The organism is Nocardiopsis tropica (assembly GCF_042660575.1).
Classification (GTDB): Bacteria; Actinomycetota; Actinomycetes; order Streptosporangiales; family Streptosporangiaceae; genus Nocardiopsis; species Nocardiopsis tropica.
Genome location: NZ_JBHSUF010000024.1, coordinates 74,765 through 97,143, shown reverse-complemented (window position 1 = coordinate 97,143; position 22,379 = coordinate 74,765). Strand labels below are relative to the sequence as shown.

The 22,379-nt window shown below is 71.6% G+C and carries 15 protein-coding genes; 12 read left to right on the top strand and 3 right to left on the bottom strand.

Translation table 11 applies throughout. From position 1 onward, the window contains the following. Positions 1 to 24 precede the first annotated feature (24 nt). From eccCa to ACFQBR_RS29210, 12 genes are all read left to right on the top strand, one after another. Positions 25 to 3,993: a type VII secretion protein EccCa gene (eccCa, locus tag ACFQBR_RS29265; RefSeq protein WP_378554907.1), complete on the top strand. Its 3,969-nt coding sequence runs from the start codon at positions 25 to 27 to the stop codon at positions 3,991 to 3,993. 303 nt (positions 3,994 to 4,296) lie between these two features. Continuing rightward, complete coding sequence (locus ACFQBR_RS29260; RefSeq protein WP_344184562.1) at positions 4,297 to 4,641, top strand: hypothetical protein; 345 nt, start codon at positions 4,297 to 4,299, stop codon at positions 4,639 to 4,641. A gap of 32 nt (positions 4,642 to 4,673) precedes the next feature. Then, on the top strand, positions 4,674 to 7,175 hold the full coding sequence (locus ACFQBR_RS29255) for a TPR repeat domain-containing protein (RefSeq protein WP_344184563.1): 2,502 nt from the start codon (positions 4,674 to 4,676) through the stop codon (positions 7,173 to 7,175). A gap of 48 nt (positions 7,176 to 7,223) precedes the next feature. Beyond that, positions 7,224 to 8,525 (top strand): outer membrane protein assembly factor BamB family protein, encoded by a 1,302-nt coding sequence (locus ACFQBR_RS29250; protein ID WP_344184564.1) that lies wholly within the window; start codon positions 7,224 to 7,226, stop codon positions 8,523 to 8,525. 136 nt (positions 8,526 to 8,661) lie between these two features. After that, positions 8,662 to 10,005, top strand: coding sequence for an outer membrane protein assembly factor BamB family protein (locus tag ACFQBR_RS29245; protein ID WP_344184565.1), 1,344 nt, complete (start codon positions 8,662 to 8,664; stop codon positions 10,003 to 10,005). A gap of 278 nt (positions 10,006 to 10,283) precedes the next feature. Further along, positions 10,284 to 11,423, top strand: coding sequence for a hypothetical protein (locus ACFQBR_RS29240; protein WP_344184566.1), 1,140 nt, complete (start codon positions 10,284 to 10,286; stop codon positions 11,421 to 11,423). A gap of 312 nt (positions 11,424 to 11,735) precedes the next feature. Beyond that, a complete protein-coding gene (locus ACFQBR_RS29235) occupies positions 11,736 to 12,071 on the top strand; it encodes a hypothetical protein (protein ID WP_267947612.1) in 336 nt (111 codons plus the stop codon). Between the two features lie 46 nt (positions 12,072 to 12,117). Next, positions 12,118 to 12,411, top strand: coding sequence for a WXG100 family type VII secretion target (locus ACFQBR_RS29230; RefSeq protein ID WP_267947611.1), 294 nt, complete (start codon positions 12,118 to 12,120; stop codon positions 12,409 to 12,411). A gap of 14 nt (positions 12,412 to 12,425) precedes the next feature. Continuing rightward, a complete protein-coding gene (locus ACFQBR_RS29225; protein ID WP_267947610.1) occupies positions 12,426 to 12,782 on the top strand; it encodes a hypothetical protein in 357 nt (118 codons plus the stop codon). Between the two features lie 96 nt (positions 12,783 to 12,878). Beyond that, positions 12,879 to 15,371 (top strand): serine/threonine protein kinase, encoded by a 2,493-nt coding sequence (locus ACFQBR_RS29220; RefSeq protein WP_378554902.1) that lies wholly within the window; start codon positions 12,879 to 12,881, stop codon positions 15,369 to 15,371. 147 nt (positions 15,372 to 15,518) lie between these two features. Beyond that, positions 15,519 to 16,448 carry an AEC family transporter gene (locus tag ACFQBR_RS29215; protein WP_267947608.1) on the top strand — a complete coding sequence of 310 codons (930 nt, stop codon included), beginning with the start codon at positions 15,519 to 15,521 and terminating at the stop codon, positions 16,446 to 16,448. A 111-nt stretch (positions 16,449 to 16,559) separates the two neighbouring features. Further along, complete coding sequence (locus ACFQBR_RS29210) at positions 16,560 to 18,464, top strand: serine hydrolase domain-containing protein (RefSeq protein ID WP_344181148.1); 1,905 nt, start codon at positions 16,560 to 16,562, stop codon at positions 18,462 to 18,464. A 311-nt stretch (positions 18,465 to 18,775) separates the two neighbouring features. Here the strand turns inward: ACFQBR_RS29210 and ACFQBR_RS29205 are convergent, their stop codons facing one another. The 3 genes from ACFQBR_RS29205 to pdhA are packed head-to-tail and all read right to left on the bottom strand — an operon-like array spanning position 18,776 to position 22,306. Continuing rightward, on the bottom strand, positions 18,776 to 20,185 hold the full coding sequence (locus ACFQBR_RS29205) for a dihydrolipoamide acetyltransferase family protein (RefSeq protein WP_352983244.1): 1,410 nt from the start codon (positions 20,183 to 20,185) through the stop codon (positions 18,776 to 18,778). A 21-nt stretch (positions 20,186 to 20,206) separates the two neighbouring features. Next, positions 20,207 to 21,187 carry an alpha-ketoacid dehydrogenase subunit beta gene (locus ACFQBR_RS29200; RefSeq protein ID WP_267947605.1) on the bottom strand — a complete coding sequence of 327 codons (981 nt, stop codon included), beginning with the start codon at positions 21,185 to 21,187 and terminating at the stop codon, positions 20,207 to 20,209. 3 nt (positions 21,188 to 21,190) lie between these two features. Beyond that, positions 21,191 to 22,306, bottom strand: coding sequence for a pyruvate dehydrogenase (acetyl-transferring) E1 component subunit alpha (pdhA, locus tag ACFQBR_RS29195; RefSeq protein ID WP_267947604.1), 1,116 nt, complete (start codon positions 22,304 to 22,306; stop codon positions 21,191 to 21,193). Positions 22,307 to 22,379 lie beyond the last annotated feature (73 nt).

Below are 22,379 nucleotides of genomic sequence, written 5' to 3'. Positions count from 1 at the left end.
GCTCCCGGGAACACTCCCCTGGTCATCGCTGCCCCGCCGCAGCTGCCCGAGAACGCGCCGGCGTCCAGCTCGGGGGCGATGATCATCATGCCGATCATCACCGGTTCGGGTTCGCTCCTGATGTCCATCACCATGGGTCACCGCCCCCTGATGGCCGTCGCCGGCGTCATGATCATGATGGCCAGCGTGGTCGTCGGCATCATCATGTTCGTGGCCCAGCACAACGGCCCCCGCAAGCGCATGCGGGAGCAGCGCGAGCGCTACGTCGACTACCTCGACCAGCTCCGCGAGATCGTGCGGGACGTCGCCTCCACCCAGCGCGCGGACAACGCGTTCCGCCACCCCGACCCCTCACTCCTCACCGAGCCCGCCCGCTCGCGGACGAGGAGGTGGGAGCGGCGTCCCGCCGACCCCGACTTCCTCGACGTGCGCGCGGGCACGGGCACGCGCCCCCTCTCCCGGCGGCTCAGGCTCAAGGTCGACACCTCCTCCCCGCTCATCGAGTACGACCCCGTCTGCCAGGGCGCCGCCGACCAGCTCATCGAGCTGTACGCGGACGTCCCCGAGATGCCGCTCGTCGTCCCGCTGCGGGAGCACGGAGTGGTGTCGGTCGTCGGGGACCGCGAGGCGGGACGCGGGCTGGTCCGCAGCATGATCGCCCAGATGGCCGCCTTCCACTCCCCGCACGACCTGCGGATCGGCGTGGTCCGGGACACCAAGCTCCGCGACCGGTGGGAATGGCTCAAGTGGCTGCCCCACAACACGTTCGACGACGCCCAGGACGGGCCGATGCCCGCCAGGTTCGTGTCCGCCAACACCGTGCAGGCCGGCGAACTGCTCGCCGACGAGATCGAGCGGCGCACCGTCGACCTCCAGCGGCGGCGCGGCAAGCCCCCGGGGCCCGGGACGCAGCGGCTCGTCGTGGTCCTCGACGGCGAGCACCAGTCGACCCTGTCCGGCCTGCACGCCGAACCCCCCGTCGCCTCCCTCTCCGACCTGGGCATCCACATCATCGCGCTGGTGGCGGACCGGCGCGAGGAACCGGAGTCGGTGGACCTGCGCCTGAACGTCGACGCCGACGGCACCCTCACCGAGGACACCGAGCTCCCGGGCGCCGGCGACAACCCCGACCGCACGCCGCTCCGGGGGACCGCCGACCGGTCGGACGTCGCCCACCTGACGAGCCTGGCCCGCATCCTGGCCCCGTACGGCATCGCCGCCTCCGACGGCGACGACGCCATGCACGCCACCGTGGGCCTCCCCGAGATCCTGGGCGTGTCCGACGTCGCCCAGCTGGACACCCGCCGCACCTGGCGCAAGCGCAGCACCGGCGACTACCTGCGCGTCCCCATCGGTGTGGGCCCCAACGGCAACGCGGTGCTGCTGGACCTGAAGGAGTCGGCGTTCGGCGGCATGGGGCCGCACGGCCTGGTGGTCGGCGCGACCGGCTCCGGCAAGTCGGAGATGCTGCGGACCATGGTGGCGTCGCTGGTCATCAACCACTCCCCCGAGTCGCTGGCGCTGCTGCTGGTCGACTTCAAGGGCGGCGCGACCTTCGCCGACACCGACCGGCTGCCGCACAGCACGGGGCTGATCACCAACCTGGCCGACGACGACTCCCTGGTGATGCGGTTCCGGGAGGCCACCTTCGGCGAGCTGACACGGCGCCAGCAGATCCTCAAGGACGCGGGCAACCTGCCCAACCTGCACGCCTACGAGGCGGCCCGGGAGGAGGACCCGGGCATGGAGCCGCTGCCGCACCTGCTGATCATCATCGACGAGTTCTCCGAGCTGCTCACCGCCCACCCGGACTTCGCCGAGCTGTTCGTGGCCATCGGCCGGATCGGCCGGTCCATCGGCGTGCACCTGCTCCTGGCCACGCAGCGGCTGGAGTCGGGCAAGCTCAAGGGCCTGGAGTCGCACCTGTCCTACCGGGTGGGCCTGCGCACGTTCTCCGAGGCGGAGAGCCGCGAGGCCATCGGCGTCGGCGACGCCTACCACCTGCCGCCCGAGCCCGGATCGGGCTACCTCAAGGTGGACACCTCCGTCTTCGAGCGGTTCAAGGCCGCCATGGTCTCCCAGCCCTACGAGCCCCCGGCCGAGGAGGAGAAGGAGGAGCACGAGCCCGTCCTCCCCCTGCTGTCCTACAACGGCCTCAGCAAGGTGACCGGCGAGGGCTCGCTGGTGGAGTCGCTCATGGCGTCGGTCCGCGCCAAGGGCGAGGAGTCCAGGCCCAGGAAGGACAAGCGCACCACCCTTCAGGTGACCGTGGACCGGCTGGTGGCGTCGGGAGCGGAGAAGGTGCGGCCGATCTGGCTGGAGCCGCTGCCCGAACTGCTCACCCTGGACACCGTGCTCGCCGACCTGGGCGAGGGCGACGACCTGGAGGGCCCCGGGACCGAGCCCCCCGCCGCGGAGATGCGCGCGGTCCTCGGCCTGACCGACATCCCCCGCGAGCAGCGGGTCGTCCCCGCCGAGATGGACTTCACCGGGGCCGAGGGCAACGTCATCGTCCTGGGCGGCCCCCAGTCCGGCAAGTCCACGATGCTCCGCACCCTCATCGCGAGCCTGGCGTGGCGGTACCCGCCGGGCCGGGTGGGCGTGTACGCCATCGACTTCGGCGGCGGCGCGCTCCAGGCCATGGAGGACCTGCCCCACGTGGCGGGTGTGGCCGGGCGGGCCGACCCCGAGAAGGTGCAGCGGGTCCTGGTGGACGTGCGCGCCCAGCTCGACCGGCGCCAGCGGGTGTTCCGCAAGTACAAGCTGGACTCCCCCGCCGCGCTGCGCCAGGCGCGCGCGGACGGGAAGGTGGCCGGGAACGTGGTCGGCGACCTGTTCCTGATGATCGACGGCTGGTCCTCGGTGCGCGACACCTTCGACGAGGCCGACGAGGTCCTGATGGACATCGCGACCCGGGGTCCCTCCCTCGGCGTGCACACGGTGCTGACCGGCGCGGCGACCTCGCAGGTCCGCTCCCGGCTCCAGGCCCTGTTCGGCGGCCGGTTCGAGCTGCGGCTGAGCGACCCGATGGACTCGGGGATCGGCCGCAAGGTCGCCGACGAGATCCCCAAGGACACCCCCGGGCGCGGCCTGACCTCGGCGGAGCACCACACGCACGTGGCGCTGCCCCGGGTGGACGGGGTCGCCTCGGACGAGGACGTCACCGACGGCATCCGGGACCTGGTCAAGCGGGTCGGCGAGCGGTGGCCGCAGAAGGCCGTCCAGGGCGTCAAGACCCTGCCCGCCAAGGTCGAGCTGGACGACCTGCTCAAGGGGCGCCGCACCCCGCGGGGCCGCCGCGACACCGAACTGGTGCTGGGCATGGCCGAGAGCACGCTCGCCCCCGTGGCCACGAACCTGGACCGGGACCCCCACCTGGTCGTGTACGGGGACCCGCAGACCGGCAAGACCGCCCTGCTGCGCGGACTGGTCAAGCAGATCGTGCGCCGGCCGGCCGACCAGGTCGGCGTGGTCATGGTGGACTTCCGCCGCAGCCACCTGGAGCTGGTCCCCGAGGAGCACCTGCTGGCGTACTGCACGAGCGCGGAGCAGACCAAGGCGGTCGCGGCGAACCTGGCCGGGTCCCTCAAGGAGCGGATGCCGGGACCGGACGTCACCCCGAAGCAGCTGCGCGAGCGCAGCTGGTGGAAGGGCCTGGACCTGTTCATCGTGGTGGACGACATGGACATGCTGGGAGCGCGGTCGAACCCGCTCGCACCGCTGGCACCGTTCATCCCGCAGGGCGCGGACCTGGGCCTGCACGTCATCGCGGCCCGGCGCACGGGCGGTTCGGCTCGGGCGATGTTCGAGCCGGTGCTCCAGGCGCTGACCGACATGGCCACGCCCGGCATGCTGTTCTCCGGCGACCGGATGGAGGGGCGCCTGGCCAACGGCACGGCGTCCAAGCAGCTCCCGGTCGGCCGCGCCCAGCTGGCGCGTCGGGGGCAGCGCCCCGACCTGGTGCAGGTCGGCTGGAGCGACTCCCCGGCGTAGACCCGGGGGCCCGTGCACCCCCTGAGGTCCCGGGGATGCGCGGGCCCGGGGTCCGCCGTGTACGGCCCGCGGGCGGCCAGGGGCGGCCCGTGTGCGGCCCGGGCGTGCGTGGCCGGATGCGGCCACCGTCACAGACCCGCCGCCCACCTGCGACTTCGCCGACCCGGCGTGCCCGGCCGCGCACCTGTCGTGACATTCGTCCGGTTCAATGTCCCTCGTCCCCGGAACCGTGTGCATCCGGACCCGGTACCCGGTCCCCAGAGGGACCGACCCCCGAACAACAGACTTGAGGAGTGGCACCCCATGAGCAGTGGTGAAGCCGGAGCGAACACCTGGGCGGCGATGGAGCAGGGAGCCCAGGCCGAAGCGATGGCCGAGGCGATGGTCGGCCTGGAGGAGACCTTCACCATGCTCATGGACGATCTGGCGAGCTACACGGGCTGGGTCTCCTCGGGCTACATCGCCTTCAGGGACGACCTCCAGCCGGAAGTGCACCAGGTGCAGCAGAACGGGATCGTCCTGGCGAACAACATCCAGGCGGGCGCCTCGGAGATCGCCCAGAACGACTACGACGGCGGCGAGGAGTTCAGCGGGGCGTGGGTCGACATGCCCCAGGTCAACTTCCCCGGCGACGCCCCTCCGCGCTGACCCCTCACCACACCGACACAGGAAGACTCTCCATGTCCGCCAGAGGCGTGACCTACAGCGGCGCCACCACCGAAGCCGTGATGGTGGGTTCCTACACCCTGGAAATGCACTACGACCCGCCCATGAAGGTGTCCGAGATCAGGGCCGGGGCCGAGGACATCAACATGCTGGAACGGAGGCTGCTCGGGCGTGCCGAGGGAATGGACGAGGACTTCGACAGCGCGGCCAAGGAATTCACCGAAGTCGTCAAGTGGGACATCTCGACGGTGAGCGCCTCGGACCTCGCCACCTGGATGGAGGTGGCGTCGAGTCTCCGCTTCTGTGCGGCGGTCACCGAGGAGTGGGCCGACCACGTGAGCACGTACAAGCGTGAGCGCCTCAGGATCATCAATAGGTGGAACGATGAGGCTCCGGCTCACGAGGCGGACCTGGAGGACACTGAGGCCGTCTTCCAATTCGTAGGCCAGAAGACCCCGGCTGAGAAGGCGGGGGAGGCGTTGTCCGCCCTCAAGGAGGAACTGGAGTCGGAGGAGGCCACCGCGTACGGCGAACTCGAATCCAGATCCACCGAGATTATGAATGACCTGAAGGACGGCCCCACTCCCGAGGCCGTTCAGCGCCTCATTGAGAGCGGCTACGTCACCTGGTCGTACTTCAACCTGGGCGGCGACGTCGAGACCATGCCCATCGACGCCGATCCTGACGAGATGGCCGATGAGGTGGTGGAGTACCTCGCTGACCCAGAAGGTTATGACGGCGACATCAACGAAATCGTCGCGCTGCTCAACAACTTCGGATACGTCGCGGTGGACCGGCAGAACAACGGCGGCACGCTGACAAGCGAGGAGCTCGCGTTCCTGACCGACTTCTACGACGCGTTGGAGGAAGCCGGGGGCACCGCCGGAGAACATCCTGGGGTGCTCGGGGTCTCACACAGCATCGCGGAGCACAACGGGATCCCGTCGGAGCAGGCAGAGGACCTTCTCGGAGCCCTGGGGGGAGGTCTCCTGGTCCTGTCGGACGAAAGCCTCCTCGGCGGCTACGACAAGCTACCCGAGAGTGTTCGCAATGTCGTGGAGGGCCCGGATCCGGAGGGCTCCTACGACCGGCTCGCCTGGTATCCCCAGATGGAACCTCTCACGCACCTGATGGAACACGCGAATGCGGAGCTCCGCGGCGGTGAGCAGTTCTCCGTGAACCTGACCCAGACCGTCGCGAACGAACTGGACGTCAGAAACCCCGACCCGGACGACGAGGACGACAACCGCGGCAACCCCCTCTTCTTCAACAATGACGCGGAGATCCTGATCGGCGTTTCCACCCGGAACGAGGACGCTAACCACGCCATTCTCACAGGTGAGGGCCCCTACGAGCACCCGGTCCACGGGCTGGACTCCGCCATGACGGTCCGGGCGCTCTACACCTACAACTGGCCAGACGACGGAGCCACCGCCTCCGAGTTGACGAACTGGATCTGGGAACAGTCGGACGGTGCACCCCATGAGCAAGAACGGGCTGGGGAAGCCATGGCCGGGCTGGTCGACCTGTTCGCCGATCCACACTTCGTCAACGCGCTCTCAGGGACCGGATATCCGGTTGAAGGGCAAATCGTAGATGCGAACGGCAGAACGGTGGACATGGCCTGGGAAGACGCTTCTGCGGGACACCTCAACTCGAAACTCGCCTGGGAGTGGTCAGAGCTGTTCTCCACACATATCGACGGTTTCGCCAGCGAATACGGAACTCCCCTCGCCGACCAGGGAAGCGGTAATGACACAACCTATTGGGACCCGGAACACGGTCTGATGCTGAATCCTGACGCCCGGACGAACTTCGTACAGCAGATCATGGGTGACGGCGACGCGGCTTCCCGGGTCTACACAGAGACCCTGGTCTACGGACACGAGTCTCTGGGTTCCTACACCGGCGCCCCCGGTGAGGACGGCTTCATTCCCACTGACAGCGCTGCGCAGTCCGGAGTACTCCGAGGGCTCGTCGACGTGGCACTAGAGGCGGAAGCCGAGCGACGAGAGGAAAACAGCGATGCTGCGGCGAACTACCAGAACAAGGTCACCGGCTACGCCGTCGACATGTTCGGGGCCATGCTCTCGGAGGTCCCTGTTCCTGGAAGCGCCACTGCGGCGGAAGCCTTCAAGATCGCCAGCAAGGAGGAGTTCAACGTCGAGGCCTACGCAGCAGAACAGCGGGTCGACAACAACACCGGAGAGTGGGAGATCCAGGAGACCGTGAAACTCCGGATGGTCCAGGAAATCGCGATGAACGACCCGGCCGTGATGGAGACCCTGAACGCGAGCATCCCCGGACTCGTACAAACAGACGCGAACGGAGAATATTACATTCCTGCCAGCAGACTCCAGTGGGAGGTCTCGCCGAATGAATATTCGGATACCCTGCGAAACGCCTGGCAAGTAGCCTCAGCGAACGGCACCATCACCGGAGGAGGCGATCCCGATGATGCGGTCGAGGAGTATGTCTCCGCTTACAACACCGCCCGAGGCAAGATCAACGAGTGATCGCCCAGGGTAAAAACTTTTCTTCTCCCTTTCTAGCGATAGACGCACATGAAACTCAGAACCTTTCAGGCGACCGTCATCCTGATGTCCGTATCCGCCCTCATCGTCAGCGGTTGCACACAACCCAGCTCAGACCAGGCGGAGCGTTTCGCGGGCTTCGAGGTCACCCACGAGACCACGGGCGGAACACCGTCGGAGCTCCCTGTCCCCGCAACCGTCTCCGAGGTTGCCTGGACATGGGAAGCCCCTGAGAACAGCCGTGTGGAACGCGTCCTTCCCGTTCCGACCGGGGCTGTGGCACATCTCAGCAACGGTGCCGCCGGCATCGACACCGCCACAGGTGCGACCCTGTGGAACTACCACATCGCCGATTCCGTCGCGCAGGTCTCCATTTCCCCCGACGGCTCCCATACTGTCGTGAGCGCCGAGGGTTGGGCTGCCGTCCTGGACAGCGTGACCGGAGAGGAACGGCAGGTTTTCGAGCACGGACACGATGACGAAGGGGCGCTCTCGATCCACGGCGCGGGCCTCGTGACCGATGGCGGACTGGTTTCCCTCTCGACCGAGGACAGCGCGACGGCCGCCCTCACTCTGGAGCCCTGGGAGGGTTCTCAGGGCGGGTGGACCGGTCAGCCGCTCAGCTGCCCCGGCGGAGGAAGTGCCACCGATATCGTCCAGGCCATGCCCACGAACACACGCATCGTGCTCGTCCAGCAGTGCGGGGGGTCGGACACAGTGATGACCGGTGTGGACACGGCGACAGGCGAGGAAGTCTGGCGGCTGACCGCGGAGGAGGACTTCGAACACTCGTCGTCCCACAGTTTCGGGTTGACCGGTGACGTAGCGGTCCTGGAGACCATCGGTGCGCTCCGCGGCACTGTGGCCATCGACGTGGAAAACGGCAGGGTCATCTCCGAGGAGCTCCCCGACGAACTCGGCAACGACCTGTTGCGCGTCCTACCGGACGGCTACCTGGGAGTGCGTGAGCGGGGAGACCGACTCGACTACGAGATCCGCGACTTCTCGGGAGACGTGAGGGGGTCGACCGGCATCGATCGGAACCGGGTCTCGGGAACTACCACCGGCTTCCTGCCCCTCGAGGACTCGTTCCTGAAACTCACGCTCGCCGAGGGAGGTGACTCGACGCGGATCTCCGTCGTCGACTGGGAGGGATCCGAGGCTGAACACCTGATCGAGCTTCCGGTGGACATGGACGTGTTGGAACTGGCCAGTCTCTCCGAACTGGACTCCGCCGTGGGCCCCGGTAGCTTCGAGGCAGCGCCGGGCGCTGTGCTCGTCCGCGAGTATCCGCAGACGGGTCCGATTACCCGGGTCGTCGGTCTGACCTGAGCATGGAGCGGTTCGGGCAAAGGGATATGAGGAGAAGCCTCGCCCGACAGCTCTCAGCAATTCGATGGGCCTTCGCCATGCGCGAGCGCGACTGCCCGGGTTCGGACAGCGTGCGGCAGAGTCGGATGAGAGAGACATGAATCGATTCCCCATGATCCTGAGCTCTACGGCGGCGACCGCCGTGCTCCTCCTCGGGACGCCCGGATGCGGGATCCTCTCCGGCTCCGGCCAACAGGTCCGGGAGCTGGCCGGACACGAGGTCGTCCACGAGATGTCCGGGGACGACCTCGAGGAGCTCGCGGTGCCGACCACGGTCTCCGAGGCGTCGTGGGTCTGGGAGGGCCCTCGGGACGGGGAACTCGTGGGGGTCCACCCCGTGCCCACCGGCGCGGTTCTGCACCTGAACGACGGTGTGGTGGGCCTGGACACCAGGACGGGGAAAGAGGTGTGGAGCTACCGCCTCCTGGGCTCCGAGGCCGAGGCCGCGGTCTCCCCCGACGGGACGTTCGTGGCCGTGAGCGCAAGCGGCTCCCTCGTGCTCCTGGACTCCGGCACCGGGGTGGAGACGCTCGTGCTCGAACACGGCAGCGCCGGAACGGACCGGCTGTCGGTCCAGCACGCCGGCCTCGTGACCGACGACGGCCTGGTGACGGCCGGGCCCGGCGACGGGGGCGGAGTCGCCGTCTCCTTCTCCCCGTGGGACGACGAACCGGGGTGGCGCGGCGAGCGCCTGCGGTGCCCCGGCGGCATAGGGGACCCGCGGGTCGAGGACGGCTTCCTCACCCCCAGCGGCGTCGTGGTGGTCCACGCGTGCGGCGGCTCCGACCTGCGCCTGACGAGCCTCGACACCGCCACCGGGGAGGAGCAGTGGAGCCTGGTGCGGGGGCAGGACTTCGACGACGCGGCCGAGCACCCCGAACAGCTCGACGAGGAGACGTTCGCCGCCGCGGGCGACGTGGCCGTGCTCCAGAACATGGCGCTCATGCGCGGCACCGTCGTGATCGACACGGTACGCGGGGAGGTGCTGTCCGAAGCGCTCCCCTCCGGTCCGGAGGACACCGTGCTGCGCGTCCTGCCCCACGGCTACCTGGCGGTCCGCTCGGAGCGCCTGGAGAACGGGCAGTGGGAGGACCGCTTCGAGGTCCGGGACTTCTCGGGCTCGGTGAAGGACACGGTCGTCACCGACGAGAACAGCGTGGGAAGCACCGTCTCCGGCCAGCTCCCGCTCAAGGACTCCCTGCTCAAGCCGAGGTGGTCCGAGGAGGAGGACAACATGGAGGTCGCCGTCTTCGACTGGGACGCGGAAGGCCCCGAGGAGACGATCGCGCTTCCCGTGGAGGTCGACCTCGGCGGGATCGACAACGTCTGGGAGGTCGAGGAGGCCCTGGGCCCGGGGACCTTCCAGGAGGTCCCCGGCGCCGTGCTCGTGCGCGAGCACACGCGCGGGGAGCCGGTCCCCCGTGTGGCGGGGCTGACGTGACCGCGCCGGAAGCGCGCGCCCGCGCACGTCCGGCGGTCCGCTGCGCCGCACCCGGGAGGAGAACGGCATGGACCGCGCCCCAATGACGCCGACAGCAGGGACGGTGGCCTCCCTGACGGGCGCTGCCGCCCCGGTGCCCGTGTCCCGGGCGAACCCGGTCCTGGGTGCGCTGTCGGGGAACGAACCATGACACCCTCGGAGTGATCCCACCCTTCTGTCCCCGCCCCCGTGCACCCTCCCCCGGCTCCCGTCACCGACCTTCCCCGAAAGGCAGCTCCATGCGGCGTTCCCCCGCCCTGACCCCGGCCGTGTGCCTGCTCGCCCTCGCCGCCCTCACCGCCTGCACGGACACGTCCGGCGGCTCCGACGGACCCGCCGAGACGGTCGAAGGCCTGGCCGAGGAGGGGCTGACCGGGCTGGCCCTGCTGCACCGGGGGTTCGAGGGCGGCGACCCGGAGACCGACCAGGTCCTCGTGTTCCACGACCCCGCGACGGGGCAGCCGACGCACCGGATCGCGCTCCCCGACGGGGCGGTCGACCCCATGGCCCCGTCGGTCCCCGTGCACGCGCAGTTCTCCGAGGACTGGGCGTTCTTCGCGTACGCGACCACGGAGCCCAACGCCGTGAACGTCGCCGTGCTCACCGACCCGGAGGACGCCGGGCAGGCCGACGTGGAGGAGGTCTCCTACCAGCCGGTCGAGACCGTCACCCCGGCCGCCGGCGAGGTCCTGTCACAGCCGGTCATCCACGGCGACCGGCTCTGGTTCGTGTCCGACAACGAGCAGGACGGGGCTCCGCCCCAGGTGCTGTCGGTGCCGCTGGACGCCCCCACCGGCACCCCCAACCAGGAGGGGAGCCTCGCCCTGGGCGAGGCCCAGCGGCCCAGCGACTGGACCCTCACCCCCGAGGGGGCGCTGCACATCCGCAACAGCGTGCAGACCCAGCAGATGAACGCCTCCGACGGGGGCAGCCTCGTGGTGCGGCAGACCGACGGCAGCGTGGTGAACGCGACGCTCAACGTCGACGGCGGCCAGTGGCAGACCTTCGACGGGGCCCCGGTGTGGGGCGAGGGCACCGCCCTCCTGCGCCCGGACGCCGTGGGCGGCGCCGACACACCGCCGGGCGCGTACCTGGTGACGGTCGAGGGCCAGGGCCACCGGGCGACCCGGCTGCTGGAGGACGCCGACGGTCCGGTCGAGCAGTACGCGCCCGCCCCCGGGCGGGAGGCCGTCCTGCTCCAGACCGGTGAGGCCTGGTTCCGGGTGGACCTCGCGGACGGCTCCGTGGAGGAGACAGCCGAGGCCTTCCCGCGCTTCCACGACGCGTCCATGGACGGGTGGCCCCTCGCGGTCCGCTGGGCGACGGAGCCGGCGACCGACGATCCCAGCGCCGATCCCTCCGGGTCCCCCTCCTCCTGAGGCCCCCGGTGCGGCCGCCCGCACATGGCCGGAAGCGGCCAGCCGCATCCGCCCCCGCCCACGGGCGGCCCGGGACGGGAGTGCGGGAAACCCCCGTCCGGGGTGGCTCGATGCGGATCCGGGCCGCCGGGCCCCGCGAGAACCCGGTCTTCCTGCACGGCGTCCGAGGTCACGAGACGCGCACCTCCGTTGACCGAGAGGTGGGATCCTTACTATCGTCCGTATCCTCCCCTTCCTCCTGTGGCCACACGCATCCCCGTGCGAACAGGGGCCGGAGGGCGAGCCCCCACCCGACTTTCCGGAAAGGTCCAGATGTCGCACGTCGGTCTTGAAAACGTCAACAGCCTCTCCACCGGCGGTGAGCAGCTCGGGCAGGAGTCCGACGGCCTCCGCACCCAGATGAACCAGCTCATCCAGGACATGGTCAACGACGCCGACTCCCTCCAGGGCCAGGCGCTCACCGACTTCCGCATGGCCCGCGAACAGCTGACCGAGCGCTTCGACGAGCTCATGACCTGGTGCAGCCAGAACGGCATCAAGCTCAACGAGGGCCAGCAGGAGTTCAACGTCACCGACACGGACTCCAGCGCCGAGTACTCGCAGGCCGGGAACGACCTCGGCGGCCTCAGCCGCCCGGTCAACGTCTGAGCCCCCGCACCTCTCCCCGCTCCTCCCTCCAGAAAGGCTTTCCCCCATGGGTTCCCAGTTCGACGTGTACGGCGACGTCGCCGGCCTCCAGGGCCTGGCCGAGGACCAGCAGGCCCACCTGGGCCGCTTCTCCGCGATCATGAGCCAGATCAACGAGCAGTCGGAGTCGACGGTCAGCCAGTGGGAGGGCTCCGGCAGCGCCCAGTTCCAGGCCAAGGCGTCGGAGTTCGACACCCAGTTCTCCGAGGTCAACTCGGCCTTCGCGAAGGTGATCGCGGCCACCAGCAACACCGCGGACAACTACGGTCGGCTGACCAAGTACCTCGACGGTCTGTTCTAGTAGGCTGAGCGGCGATGTCCTCCCCGACCCCGACGTCCCCGCCTGCCTCCTCCGATCCGGACCCGCAGCTCCCCGAGGCGTTCCACTACACGCCCAACGAGGAGAAGTACGTCCTCCAGGCGGACGCCCTGCGGCACCGGCAGCTGCGGTCGGCGCTGCTGTACGGGTCGAGCCGCTACTGGCGCCGCAGGCAGCAGGTGTGGCCCGCGGTGATCGGCGGGCTGATCCTGGTCGCGCTGATCTGCGGGGTCATCGCCCTCATCGGGGCCTTCGGCCGGCAGCAGGAGGTCAACGAGGAACGCGGGTGGGGCAACACCACCCGTCAGCAGATGATCCAGAGCCCCCTCACCGACGTGTCCCCGTTCCCGTAGCACCCGTGACACCGGTGCCTTCGGGGCCCACTCCCCCACCGCCCGAGAGGCGGCGGGGATCCTCCACCACGAACGCCACAAGGGGGTCGCTCTCCCGTGTCCGGCTCCGAGCACGCCCCCTGGGCGCCCGGGTACGACACGTCCGCACTGCTCCACCAGGGGCGGCGCGCCCGGATCATCCGGGCGACGCGCTCCACCAGCGGTGCCGACGTCGTCCTCAAGGTCCTCCCCGAGGCCCTGGGCCGCGCCGAGCTGAACCAGCTCCGCGACCTCGCCGGGGTGCCCGGCGTGGTGCCGCTGCTGGACGCGGGGACCACCGCCGACGGTGACGTGTTCGTGGTCCTGCCGTTCTACGCGGACGGCTCCTTCGGCGACATGCTCGTCCGCAGGGGGCCCGCGCCGGTGCAGGAGGCCGCGGCCGTCGCCCGTGGCGCGGCGGCGGCGCTGGGGTCGATGCACGGGCGGGGCCTGCTGCACAACGACGTCTGCCCGGGGAACGTCCTCCGGGCGGGACGGACGCCGGTCCTGACCGGTTTCGGCTCGGTCCGGAGGTCCGGTGAGGCCCTGCCCCCGCCCGCCCCCGGCACGGAGGCCTTCCTGCACGCGGCGCCGGAAGTGCTGCGCGGCGAGGCCCGCACGCCCGCGACCGACGTCTACCAGCTGGCCTCCACCGTCTGGACGATGCTCGCCGGGCACGCGCCGTTCTCGCCGACGGACGGCGGCCCGTTCGACGCCCGGACGTACGCGGAGCGGGTCCTCTCGGAGGAGCCGAGCCCGGTCCCCCGGCCGGACGTCTCCCGCAAGCTGCGCGGTGTGCTCACCCGGGCCCTGGCCAAGCTCCCCGAGGAGCGCTTCCCGAACGCGTCGGCGTTCGCCGCGGCGTTCGAGCAGGCGCGCACGGCCCGGTCCGCCGCGCCGTCGGCCGGTTCCACCGGCGGCCAGGCCCCCTTCTCGGGTACGCGGGAACCGGTGGGCGGGGCGCTCGCTCCGGCGACCGGACCCCAGGCGCCCCTGTCGGGACCGCAGTCCCCGGCCGCGCAGTGGTTCCCCAGCGGTCCCCAGGCCTCGCACGCTCCGGTGGCCCCGTGGGCCACCGGGCCGAACACCCCTCCGCACGCCCCCGCCGACCCGTACACCGGTCCGCAGGGTTCCCACGGCGCGCGGCAGGCGCCCCCCGCCTCCCCCGGGGCGGACCCGGCCCCGCCCACGGGAACCGAGGCGCCGCCGTCCGGCCCCCCGGCTCCCGCCACGGGACCGCGTGCCCCCCTCTCCGTGCCCGGCGGAGCGCAGAACCCCTATTCCGTGCCCTCGGGGCCGTGGACGCCCCCGGCGGCGCCGTCCGGCCCGCAGGTCCCCCACGGTGCGCCCTCCGGACCCCAGGCCCCTCCCGGGGCCCCGTGGCCCTCCGGAGAACCGTCGGCCCACCGCGCACCCTCCGGACCCCACGCCCCACCGAACGCCGCGCCCACCGGTCCCCGGGCGCCGCAGGCCGACCCCGGGCGGCCCCCGTTCCCCGCGTACGCGCCGTCCGGCCCGCAGGACCCCCACGGTGCGCCCACCGGCCCCCGGACACCCCCCGGGGCCCCCTGGTCCCCCGCCGACCCGCCGACCCACCACGCGCCCTCCGGGCCCCAGGACCCACCGGCCGCCCAGCACGGACCGGCGGCGCTCCCCGTCGCCCCCTCGCCGGCCGCGGGCGAGCCCGGCACGCCTCCGGGCGGCGCCCACCCCCCGGCCGGTCCCCGGACCCCGCGGGAACGGCGGGCGCCGCTGCGCCGCCCCACCGGCCTGGAGGGCAGCAGGCTTCCGGCCCTCGACGCCGGCGGCACGGCCGAGATCATGATGGCCAAGATGCGCGGCGAGGAGATCTCCCCGCTGCGCGCCTGGTCCCGGCTGGAGGGGTGGACCGGCACCGCCGAGTCCTCCTTCCTCCCCGTGGACCGGACCCCGGACGAGAAGGACGACGTCCCCGTGTGGTCCCCCGCGCAGGACGGGGACCGGGGCCAGGCGCGCTGGCGCCGCCACCTCCACATCGGCGTCACCGTCTGCGGCATCCTGCTCGCCACCAGCGTCTCCGGCGTGTTCGCCGCGACCGGCCCCGAGGAGCCCGTGGTGACGGCCGCGGCCGAGGAGCCCGAGCCGGAGGCCCCGGCCGGGGACCCCGCAGCGGACGAGGTCGTCGCGCCCGAGGCCCCGCCGGAGGTCTCCGCGCCGTCACAGGTGCTGTTGTCCGACAACTACGGCTCCGTCGAGCTGGCCTGGACGGACAACAGCGGGGGCACCGCCTCGTTCTTCGTGTTGGGCGGCCCGCAGGACCACCCCCAGGCCACCCTGGCCAGGACCGGCCCCGGCGTGGTGTCCGCCCAGGTCGTCACGGCCGTCACCGCCGTCGAGTACTGCTTCACCGTGGTCGCCGTGGACGGCGCGTCCGCCCCCTCCGACGAGGTGTGCACGACCCGCGCCGCGGACCGGGCGGAGGCCGAACGCCTGGAGGAGGAAGAGGAGGAGCGGCAGCGCGAGGAGGAGGAGCGGGAGGCGGAGGAGGAGGCCGAACCGTCGCCCTCGCCCAGCCCCGGGGCCGCCGACTGACCCCTCCGTCCCGGCCGGGGCGGCGGGTCCGGCGGCGCCGTGCCGCCCCGTCCGACCGTCCGCCTGTGACGGGGGGCATACCGGGCGAGAACGTCCTCGGATAGCGTTTGCTGACTTCAGCCGCGCGTCTACTCTGGGAGCCGTCCCTTGTCCGGGGTCATCATCGGGTTCGGCGTCATCGCCAGCATCGTCGTCATCGGCTACATGTTGGGACGTCTGCCCATCCTGGGTCCTGGGGCCAAGGAGGTCCTCAGCAAGCTGGCCTTCTTCGTGGCCGGCCCCGCGCTGATGTTCACCATCCTGGCCGACACCGACCTGTCCCTCCTCGCCTCCGGTCCGGTCCTGGTCAGCGCGCTCAGCGTCGCCCTGGTCTCCGTCCTCTTCATCGCCGTGGGCGCGGTGCGGCGCTGGGGCGTCGGTCTGACCACCGTCGGCACCCTGTCCGCCGTCTACGTGAACGCGGGGAACCTGGGCATCCCCATCGCCGCGTACGTCCTCGACGACGCCTCGCTGGTCGCGCCCATCCTGCTCATGCAGCTCCTCTTCCTGGCCCCGGTGGCGCTCACCGTCATGGACCTGAGCCGGGGCGAGGTCCGCGGGTTCGGCCCGGTGCTCCGCCGCGCGCTGGGCACCCCCTTCCGGAACCCGGTGGTGATCGCCTCCCTCGCGGGCGTGCTGCTGTCCCTGTCCGGCTGGGAGCCGCCCGCGCCCCTGCTGGAGCCCTTCGAGCTCCTCGGCGGCATGGCGGTCCCGGCGATGCTGCTGGCGTTCGGCATCTCCCTGCACGGCGGGGGCGTGCCGGGCCGGGGACCCGACAGGGCGAAGGTCCTGTTCGGGGTCGTCCTGAAGTCGGTGGTCCTGCCCCTGACCGCGTGGGCCCTGGGCGCCCTGGCGTTCGGGCTGACCGGGCCGTCGCTCTTCGCCGTGGTGGTGCTGGCGTCCCTGCCCACCGCCCAGAACGTGTTCACGTACTCGGTCCAGTACGGGGTCGGCGAGAACATGGTGCGCGAAGTGGTGCTGCTGTCCACCTTCCTCACCGTCCCCGTCCTGGTCACGGTCGCGTTCCTGCTCGGTTGAGCCTCCTCGGTGGTGCTGGCTGTAGTACGGGGACGCCCGGACGCACCAGTGTTTCCGGGAGCCCGGAAACCTAGGTTCGAGGGGTAGGAAGACCACCTCCCGGGAGCACACATGCAACGAGTCCCCCGCGCCCTCCCCCTTCTGGCCGCGCCCCTGATGATCGCCGCCGCGCTCCTGCCCGGCGCGGCCCCCGCCGCCGCGGTCGGAGCCGTCCCCGCGGCCGAGCCCGTCCCGCTGACCGCCGAGAGCGCCCGGGAGTTCGTCGACACCCGTGTCGCCGAACTCCTGGAGGAGCACGGCGCCCCCGGGGTGGCCGTCACCGTCGTCGGCGGCGGGGAGCAGCTGGCCTCCGCCTCCCACGGCTACTCCGACCTGGCCGAGCGGACCCCGCTCGACCACACCGCCCAGGTCTTCCCCCTCGCCTCGGTCTCCAAGTCCCTGACGGCCGCGGCGGTCCTCACCCTGGTGGACAGCGGGGAGATCGACCTCCACGAGGACGTCAACGCCTACCTGCCCGAGGACGCCCGGCTCGCCACCGACGGCATCACCATGCACCACCTGCTCACCCACACCGCCGGCTTCGCCGAGCTGGTCGACATCCCGTTCGCGAGCGACACCGCCGCGCACCTCACCCTGGACGGGGTCGCCCGCACCAGGGAGCCTGAACAGCTCAACGAGTCCGGCCGGTTCCCCGCGTACTCCAACCACGGGTCGGGGCTGGCCGGGTTCATCGCCCAGGAGGTGAGCGGGGTCCCCTTCGACGAGTTCGTGGAGCAGACCGTCTTCGGACCTCTCGGCATGGCGGACAGCGGGTTCGTCCAGGTCCACGAGGCCCGGGGGACCCTCGACCTGCCCGCGTTCCACCTGGCGGACGGCTCGGTCCCCGAGGACCTGCACGTGTCCGCTTCCCCCGCCGGCGCCGCCCTCGCCACGACCGACGACATGGCCCGGTTCATGCTGGCCCTGCTCGGCGGGGGTGAGCTCGACGGCGAACAGGTCCTGCCGGAGAGCGTCCCCGCACTGATGACGGACCGGCAGTTCGAGGTCCACCCCGAGCTGGCATCGATCGGCTACGGCACGTACCAGTGGCGCGGCGGGGACTCCCCCGTCCTCGGCCACGGCGGGGACCTGGTGGGCATGCACACCGGTTACACGCTGGTCCCCGCCATCGGCGCGGGCCTGTTCGTCGCCGTCAACGGCGACGACACCTCGCCGGAGACACAGGCCAACCCGCTGCTGGACCTGCGCATGGCCGTGGCCGCCGCGTTCTCCGAGACGTTCGCCCCGCAGGCCCCTCCGTCCGGCGAGGCCGACCCGGGGGCCGACCTCGGCCCGTACACCGGCAGCTACATCACCAGTCGGCGCGCCGGGAGCGGGCCTGCCCAGCTCACCGTCCTCCTCGACAACATGGTCGTGCGGGACGGCGGGGACGGGACGCTCTCGGTCGGCGGCGGGATGGCCCTCGACGACCGCTGGCTCCCCGCGGGGGAGGGCCGCTTCGTCGCGGAGAACGGCGAGGACGAGCTGGTCTTCCTGGAGGAGGACGGCGAGGTCGTCGCCCTCGCCACCGGCTCCAACCCCACGCAGGTCTACGAGCGGACCTCGTTCCTGGCCAGCCCCCTCACGCACGGCGTCGCCGCGGCGGCCTCCCTGCTGGTCCTGTTCACCGCGTTCGTCCAGTTCCGCCGGGCCCGCGACCGGTTCACCGTCGTCGCCCGGGTGCTGGGGGCGCTGACCGCCCTGGCCTGCTACGCCGGCGTCGGGATCCTCGCGTACGGGCTGTTCGTCGCCCCCCACAAGGTGGAGGAGTGGGTCTTCGGGGGGTCCCTCATGCTGACCGCGCCCCTGGCCGCCGCCGTCCCGCTGGCCCTGGCCACCGCCGCCGTGGCCGCGACCGCATGGGCGCGGGGACGGCTGAGCGCGGCCGGGCGGGTCCACCTCTCCCTGGTCGCGGTGGCCGCCGCCGTGTTCGTCGCGGTGGGCGCCCAGTACGGCTTCGTGTGGGGGCTGTCCTGACCCGTCCGGGGTCACGGGGCCCCGGGGCCGGGGTCCGGACAACGGAATCCCGCGTGTCGGCGGGGCTCCCGGGGGAATACTGACGGTGCGGGCCCGCCCCCTCCCCCTTGGGGGGCGGGCCCTCCTCGCGGGAAGGGGCCGGTGCGCTCGCGCACCGGCCCCTCATCCCTGCTGTGTGCCCGCGGTCCCTCCCGTCCGTGGCCGGGCGCCCGGCCACGGCTCCCCGGGCCCCGGAGGAGCGGCCCTGCCCGCCCGGTCCCGCGGGCGCCCGAGCCGGCCGGGGCCGGGTCGGGCGCCGACCGGGACGGGGCCTACCCCCAGGCCAGAGCGGTCAGCTCGGGGTCCTCCAGCGCGGTGCCGATGTCGCGCAGCACCTTGGAGCCCAGCTCGCCGTCGACCAGGCGGTGGTCGAAGGACAGCGACAGCGTCGTCACCTTGCGGACCTTGAGCTCACCCTTGTGCACCCACGGCATGTCCCGGATCTGGCCGAAGGCGAGGATCGCGGCCTCGCCCGGGTTGAGGATCGGGGTGCCCGCGTCCACGCCGAACACGCCGACGTTGGTGATGGTGATGGTGCCGCCGGACATGTCGGCCGGACTGGTCTTCCCCGCCCGCGCCGTGTCCGTCAGCCGTTTGAGCCCCGCCGCCAACTCGGGCAGCGTCATGGCGTCGGCGTCCTTGACGTTGGGCACCACCAGTCCGCGCTCGGTGGCGGCCGCGATCCCCAGGTTGACGTAGTCCTTGACCACGATCTCCTGGTTGTCGCCGTCCCACGTGGCGTTGATCTCCGGGTGGCGGCGGACCGCCATGAGGAGCGCCTTGGCGACCAGCAGCAGCGGCGACACGCGCACGTCGGCGAAGTCGGGCCGCGCCCGCAGGCGCGCGACCGCCTTCATCGTCTTCGTGACGTCCACCTGGAGGAACTCGGTGACGTGCGGCGCCGTGAACGCGCTGCCGACCATCGCCGCGGCCGTGTGCTTGCGCACCCCCTTGACGGGGATGCGCCGCTCGCGGGCCGACCGGTCCGCGGGGGCCGCCGGCGCGGACTCCGGCTGCGGCTCGGCCTGTACCGGGGCCCGGACGGCCTCGGCCGCGGCGCGGACGTCGTCACGGGTGACGATCCCGCCGTCGCCGGTGGGCGCGACCGACCCGAGGTCCACTCCGAGGTCCTTGGCGAGCTTGCGCACCGGGGGCTTGGCCAGCGGACGGCCCGCGGGGCCGGACGCCGGAGCCGGGGCCGCGGGTACCGCGACCACGGCGGGGGCGGGCGCCGGAGGCGCCGCCGACGGCGGGACGGGCGGTGACGACGGTGCGGACGGGGCCGGGCGGCGGCGGGCGCGGCGCTGCGTAGAGGCCGCCTTCTCGCCGTAGCCGACCAGCGGCTTCTCCCGCACCTCCGTGTCCCCGCCGTCCTCCGCACCGGGGTCGGCGCCGGACGCGGAGCCGCCGGTGCCGTCGTCCACGGTGATGATCACCGCGCCGACGTCCACCGTCTGGCCCTCCTCGGCCAGCAGCTCCCGGACCGTGCCCGCGAACGGGCTCGGCAGCTCGACGACCGCCTTGGCCGTCTCGATCTCGCAGATCATCTGGTTGACCTTGATCTCGTCACCCGGCTTGACGTACCAGCTGAGGAGTTCGGCCTCGATCAGGCCCTCGCCGACGTCGGGCAGCCTGAACGACTGCACGCCGTCGACGGCGGGCGCACTCTTCTGAATCGCCATGTGCTTCGGTTTCCCCGATCCCTAGTACGCGAACGCCCGGTCGACCCCGTCCAGAACCCGGTCGAGGTCCGGGAGGTAGTACTCCTCCAGACGCGACTGCGGGTAGGGGGTGTCGAAGGCGGCGACGCGGATGACCGGCGATTCCAGGTGGTAGAAGCACTCCTCGGTGACGCGGGCCGCGATCTCCGCGCCGGGGCCGCCGGTGAGGACCGCCTCGTGGGCGACGACCAGGCGCCCGGTCCGGCGCACCGACTCGACCACGGTCGGGTAGTCCACCGGGGAGAGGGAGCGCAGGTCGACGACCTCGATGGAGTGCTCGGTGTCGGCCTCGGCCGCCTGGAGCGCGGTCTTGACCATCGGGCCGTAGGCGAGCAGGGTCACGTCGGTGCCGGGCCGGGCCACGCGCGCGGCGCCCATGGGGGTGGCCTCGGCGATGGACGCCCCGGTGTCGACCTCGGACTTCTCGTAGTAGCGCCGCTTGGGCTCCAGGAAGATGACCGGGTCGTCGGAGCGGACGGCCTGCTGGATCATCCAGTAGGCGTCCTCGGGGTTGGCCACCGTGACCACGCGCAGGCCGGAGGTGTGCGTGAAGTACGCCTCCGGGGACTCGCTGTGGTGCTCGACGGCGCCGATGCCGCCGCCGTAGGGGATCCGCATGACCACGGGCATGCTGAGCTTGCCCGCCGAGCGCCTGCGCATCTTGGCCAGCTGGGTGAAGGTCTGGTTCGCCGCCGGGAAGAAGAACCCGTCGAACTGGATCTCGACCACGGGGCGGTAGCCGCGCATGGCCATGCCGATCGCGGTGCCGACGATGCCGGATTCGGCGAGCGGGGTGTCGATGACCCGGTCGGCGCCGAAGTCCTTGTACAGGCCGTCGGTGACCCGGAAGACGCCGCCGAGCCTGCCGACGTCCTCGCCCATGACGAGGACCTTGGGGTCGTGCTCCATGGACGCGCGCAGGCCCGCGTTGATGGCCTTGCCGATCGTGAGGCTGGTTCCCATGGCCTAGCGGCCCCCTTCCGCGCCGGCGCTCTCGAAGGAGGCCAGGTAGTCGGCGAACTCGGACCGCTGCCGGTCGATGTGGACGTTGGGCTCGGCGTACACCTCGTGGAAGATGTCGAGCGGTTCCGGGTCGGGAAGCGCACGGCACTCGGTGCGCACCTGCTCGCCGATGGTCTCGGCCTCGGCGTCGACGGAGGCGAAGAACTCCTCGTCCGCGAGGCCGTTGAGCTCGAGGTGGCGGCGGACGCGCAGGATCGGGTCCTTGGCCTTCCACTCGTCGAGTTCGGCGGAGGCCCGGTACCGGCTGGGGTCGTCGTTGGTGGTGTGCGCGCCCATCCGGTAGGTGAACGCCTCGACCAGGGTGGGGCCGTTGCCCTCGCGGGCGTTGTCCAGGGCCGCGCGTGTGACGGCGAGGACCGCGAGGACGTCGTTGCCGTCCACGCGTACGCCCGGGAAGCCGAACCCGGCGGCGCGCCGGTAGATCGGCACGCGGGACTGGCGCTCCAGGGGCTCGGAGATCGCCCACTGGTTGTTCTGGCAGAAGAACACGACCGGGGCGTTGTTCACGGAGGCGAAGTTGAACGCCTCGTTGGTGTCGCCCTGGCTGGTGGCCCCGTCGCCGAAGTAGGAGATGACGGCGGTGCCGTCCTCGCCGAGGGCGCCGTCGCGCTGGACGCCCATGGCGTAGCCGGTGGCGTGCAGCGCCTGGCTGCCGATGACGATCGTGTACAGGTGGAAGCCGTGCTCGTGGGGGTCCCAGCCGCCGTTGGTGACGCCGCGGAACATGCCGAGCAGTTCCTTGGGCTCGATGCCGCGGCACCAGGCGACGCCGTGCTCGCGGTAGGAGGGGAACGCCATGTCGTGTTCGCGCAGCGCCCGGCCGGAGCCGATCTGCGCGGCCTCCTGGCCGAGCAGTGAGGCCCACAGGCCCAGTTCTCCCTGGCGCTGGAGGGAGACGGCCTCGCTGTCGACCCTGCGTACGAGGACGAGGTCTCGGTAGAGCGCGCGGATCTCCTCCGCGCCGATGTCCAGGGGGTAGTCGGGGTGCCCCGTGAGCTCCCCTTCCGGTGTCAGGAGCTGGATGAGCTCCGGTTCCTCGTGCGCGGTGGTGTCCGACACGTCGCTCCTCGGGTTCTCGGGGCCGGGTTCGCGTGGGTGAACGCTGATCGGCCGTTTCACGGTCCGCCTCACC